The organism is Longimicrobium sp., assembly GCF_036399935.1.
Taxonomy (GTDB): Bacteria; Gemmatimonadota; Gemmatimonadetes; order Longimicrobiales; family Longimicrobiaceae; genus Longimicrobium.
This window is the reverse complement of sequence record NZ_DASWMD010000021.1, coordinates 1-5,162: the sequence shown is the minus strand read 5'-3', so window position 1 is coordinate 5,162 and position 5,162 is coordinate 1. Positions and strand designations below refer to the sequence as shown.

The following is a 5,162-nucleotide window of genomic DNA, read 5'->3' as shown; positions in this document are numbered from 1 at the left end:
CCGGCCTGCCGTCTCCCATCACCCCGACGAACCGCCCTCGGAGCCGATGAACCCGACGCTGTCGACCGCCGAACGCGAACAGATCCTCCGGATGGCGCGCGCCGCCCGCCTGGAGCGCAGCACGCCCAGGAGCTCTCCCATCGAACCGGTGGAGCGGGGCGGACGGCTGGCGCTCTCCTTCGCCCAGCAGCGGCTCTGGTTCCTGGAGCAGCTGGGGGAGCTGGGGAGCACCTACCACATCCCGGAGCAGCTGCGGCTGCGGGGAGTGCTCGACCGCACGGCGCTGGCGCGGGCCCTGGAGCGCATCGTGGCGCGGCACGAGTCGCTGCGAACGGTGTTCGTGATGGTGGACGGCGAGCCGGAGCAGCGCATCCTGCCGGTGGAGGAGAGCGGCTTCGCCCTGGCGGAGCACGACCTGCGCGGCGATCCGCACGCCCAGGCAGAGGTGGAGCGCCTGGTGAACCGGGAGGCGGAGGCGCCCTTCGACCTGGCGCGGGGGCCGCTGGTTCGCGCGCGCCTGGTGCGCCTGGCGGACGACGACCACCTGCTGCTGGTGACCATGCACCACGTGGTATCCGACGCGTGGAGCATGGGGGTGTTCAACCGGGAATTGGCCATGCTGTACACGGCGTTCAGCCAGGGGATGCCCGATCCGCTCGCCCCGCTCCCGGTGCAGTACGCCGACTACGCCGCCTGGCAGCGGCGCTGGGTGCAGGGCGAGGTGCTCGACGCGCAGGCGGCGTACTGGACGCAGGCGCTGGCCGGCGCGCCGGAGCTGCTGGAGCTTCCCACCGACCACGCGCGCCCCGCCCGGCAGGACCACGCGGGGGCCACCCTGCGCGTGGAGCTGGACCGTGAGTTGACGGCGGAGCTCACGGCGCTCAGCCACCGCCATGGCACCACCCTGTACATGACGCTGCTGGCCGGCTGGGCCACGGTGCTCGCCCGGCTCTCGGGGCAGGACGACGTGGTCGTCGGCACCCCGTGGGCGAACCGCACGCGGCCCGAGGTGGAGGAGCTGATCGGCTTCTTCGTCAACACGCTGGCGCTGCGGGTGGACCTCTCCGCCCGCCCCACCGTGGCCGGGCTGCTGGCGCAGGTGAAGGCGCGCGCGCTGGAGGGGCAGCGGAACCAGGACATCCCCTTCGAGCAGGTGGTGGAGCGGGTGCGTCCCGCGCGGAGCCTGGCGTACAGCCCGCTCTTCCAGGTGATGTTCGCGTGGCAGGGCCCGGCGGAGAGACGCCTGGAGCTGCCGGGGCTCGCACTGGGTTCGCTGGACCCGGCGGGCTCCGGGGGCTCGCGGCGGCAGGTGACCGCGAAGTTCGACCTCGCGGTGGACCTGTGGGAGGAGGACGGGCGGATCGCCGGCGACGTGGAGTACGCCACCGCCCTGTTCGAGCGGGCGACCGTGGAGCGCTGGGCCGGCTACCTGCGGCGGGTGCTGGAAGGGATGGTGGCGGACGAGCGGGGGAGCGTCGACCGCCTGGAGCTACTGTCCGCGGCCGAGCGGCGCCGGGTGGTGGAGGACTGGAACGCCACCGACGCGGCGTTCCCCGATGGCGCCTGCGTCCACGAGTTCTTCGAGGCCCAAGCGGCGCGCACGCCGGACGCCGCGGCGATCGCCTGGGAAGACGGCACGCTGAGCTACGGCGAGTTGAACGAGAGGGCCAACCGGCTGGCGCACCATCTCGCCGGCCTCGGCGTGGGGCCCGAGGCGCGGGTGGGGATCTGCCTGGAGCGCGGGCCGGAGATGATCGTCTCCCTCCTGGCGGTGCTGAAGGCGGGCGGCGCATACCTCCCGCTGGACCCCGCCTATCCCGCGGAGCGGCTGGCGTTCGTGCTGACGGACGCGGCCGTGCCGGTGCTGGTGACGCAGGAGTCGCTGCGCGCGGCGCTCCCCGCCGGCGACGGTGTCGCGGTGGTGAGCGTGGATGGGGACGGGGCGCGGATCGCGGCGGAGGGTGCGGAGAACCCGGAGCGCGGCGTCTCGCCCGATCATCTGGCGTACGTGATCTACACCTCCGGCTCCACGGGGACGCCCAAGGGGGTGATGGTGCCGCACCGCGGGGTGCCCAACCTGGCGTACGCGCAGGCCCGCCGCTTCGGGATCGACAGCACGAGCCGCGTCCTGCAGTTCGCCTCGTTCTCCTTCGACGCGGCGGTGGCGGAGGTGTTCGACGCGCTCCTCGCCGGGGCCACGCTGGTGATGGCCTCGCGCGAGGCGCTCCTTCCCGGTGAGGGGCTGCTGGAAACGCTGCGGGGCGGGCGCGTCACCGTGGCCACCCTGCCGCCGCCGGTGCTTGCCGTCCTTCCGCCGGACGACCTGCCGGAGCTGCGTACGGTGGTGAGCGCGGGGGAGGCGGTGGACGCCGCCACGGTGCAGCGGTGGAGCGGGAGACACGCGTTCGTGAACGCCTACGGGCCGACGGAGGTCACCGTCTGCGCGACCTCCGCTGCGTGCGAGGCGGACGGGCGTGCGCCGGCGATCGGGCGGGCGCTGGAGAACGTGCGGGTGTACGTGCTGGACGCGGCCGGCCGGCCGGCGCCGGTCGGCATCCCCGGCGAGCTGTACGTGGGGGGCGTAGGGGTGGCCCGCGGCTACCTGGGCCGACCGGGGGTGACCGCGGAGAAGTTCGTCCCCGACGCGTTCGGCCGCGCGCCGGGCGCGCGGCTGTACCGCACCGGCGACCGTGTGCGCTGGAGCGCGTCCGGGAACCTGGAGTTCCTGGGGCGCACCGACTTCCAGCTGAAGATCCGCGGCTACCGCGTGGAGCCGGGTGAGATCGAGGCGGCGCTTCGCAGCCACCCCGCCGTGCGCGACGCGCTCGTCCTGGCTCGCGAGGACGCGGCGGGCGACCGGCCGCTGGTGGCGTACTACCTGGCGGACGAGCCGGCTGCGGTACAGGCGCTGAAGGCGCACGTCGCCGAGCGCCTCCCGGAGTACATGGTGCCGGCGGCGTACGTGTGGATGCAGGAGTATCCACGGACGCCGAGCGGGAAGACCGACCGCGCGGCGCTCCCCGCGCCGGGGAGCGACGCGTACGCCACGCGCGGGTACGAGGCGCCCGCCGGCGAAACGGAGGAGGCGCTGGCGGAGATCTGGGCCGACCTCCTGGGCGTGGAGCGGGTGGGCCGCCACGACGACTTCTTCCAGCTGGGCGGGCACTCGCTGCTGGCCACCCGGCTCGTGTTCCGGATCAGGCGCGAGATGGACGTGGAGATCTCCGTCAGCGACGTCTTCGAAACGCCCGGGCTTTCCCTGCTGGCCCAGCACCTCCTGGACGTACAGCTGGCCCAGTTCGATCCGGACCAGATCGAAGAGCTGCTCGCGCTGCCCGGCGCCGCCGACGTGGGATGACCGGCCGGCCGTCTCCCATCACCCCGACGAACTGCCCTCGAAGCCGATGAACCCGACGCTGTCGACCGCCGAACGCGAACGAATCCTCCGGATGGCGCGCGCCGCCCGCCTGGAGCGCAGCACGCCCCAGATCTCCCCCATCGAACCGGTGGAGCGCGGCGGGCGGCTGGCGCTTTCCTTCGCCCAGCAGCGGCTCTGGTTCCTGGAGCAGCTGGGGGAGCTGGGGAGCACCTACCACATCCCGGAGCAGCTGCGGCTGCGGGGAGTGCTCGACCGCCCGGCGCTGGCGCGCGCCCTGGAGCGCATCGTGGCACGGCACGAGTCGCTGCGAACGGTGTTCGTGATGGTGGACGGCGAGCCGGAGCAGCGCATCCTGCCGGTGGAGGAGAGCGGCTTCACCCTGGCGGAGCACGACCTGCGCGGCGATCCGCACGCCCAGGCAGAGGTGGAGCGCCTGGTGAACCGAGAGGCGGAGGCGCCCTTCGACCTGGCGCGGGGGCCGCTGGTCCGCGTGCGCCTGGTGCGCCTGGCGGACGACGACCACCTGCTGCTGGTGACCATGCACCACGTGGTGTCCGACGCGTGGAGCATGGGGGTGTTCAACCGGGAATTGGCCACGCTGTACACGGCGTTCAGCCAGGGGATGCCCGATCCGCTCGCCGCGCTCCCGGTGCAGTACGCCGACTACGCCGCGTGGCAGCGGCGCTGGGTGCAGGGCGAGGTGCTCGACGCGCAGGCGGCGTACTGGACGCAGGCCCTGGCGGGCGCGCCGGAGCTGCTGGAGCTCCCCACCGACCATGCGCGCCCCGCCCGGCAGGACCACGCGGGCGCCACCCTGCGCGTGGAGCTTGACCGCGAGCTGACGGCGGGGCTCACGGCGCTCAGCCACCGCCATGGCACCACCCTGTACATGACGCTGCTGGCTGGCTGGGCCACGGTGCTCGCCCGGCTCTCGGGCCAGGACGAGGTGGTGATCGGCACCCCGTGGGCGAACCGCACGCGGCCCGAGGTGGAGGAGCTGATCGGCTTCTTCGTCAACACACTGGCGCTGCGGGTGGACCTTTCCGCCCGGCCCACCGTGGCCGGGCTGCTGGCGCAGGTGAAGGCGCGCGCGCTGGAGGGGCAGCGGAACCAGGACATCCCCTTCGAGCAGGTGGTGGAGCGGGTGCGGCCCGCACGGAGCCTGGCGTACAGCCCGCTCTTTCAGGTGATGTTCGCGTGGCACAGCGCGGCGGGGGGCGCATTGGCGCTGCCGGGGCTCACCGTGGCCCCGGCCGACTCGGCGCCGCGCGTGAACGCCAAGTTCGACCTGCTGCTGTCGCTGGGCGAGGAGGACGGCCGCATCACCGGCGAAGTGGAGTATGCCACGGCCCTGTTCGAGCCGGCCACCGTGGAGCGCTGGGTGGGCTACCTGCGGCGGGTGCTGGAGGAGATGGCCGCGGACGAGAGCCGGCCGGTGGTGCGGCTGGCGCTCGCGCCGGAAAGCGAGCACTCCCGGGTGCTGCAGGAGTGGAGCCGCACGGAGGCGGCGGAGCCCGGCGAGCCGTGCGTGCACGCGCTCTTCGAAGCGCAGGCGGCGCGCACGCCCGGCGCGGAGGCGGTGGTCCTCGCGGCGGAGCGCCTCACCTACGCGGAGCTGAACGCGGCCGCCAACCGGCTGGCGCGCCGTCTTCGCGCCGCCGGCGTGGGCCCGGAGGGGCGCGTGGGGGTGATGCTGGGCCGCTCCGCCGAGCTGGGGGTGGCGCTGCTGGCGGTGCTCAAGGCCGGGGGCGCGTACCTGCCGCTGGACCCGGCGCTCCCGCCG

2 pseudogenes are annotated in these 5,162 nt (G+C 74.0%); both read left to right on the top strand.

Going from position 1 to position 5,162, the window contains the following annotated elements:
- Positions 1 to 136: 136 nt before the first annotated feature.
- Positions 137 to 3,358: pseudogene (locus VGB24_RS07335) on the top strand (non-ribosomal peptide synthetase); the annotation flags it as partial.
- Between the two features lie 91 nt (positions 3,359 to 3,449).
- Positions 3,450 to 5,162: pseudogene (locus tag VGB24_RS07330) on the top strand (condensation domain-containing protein); the annotation flags it as partial.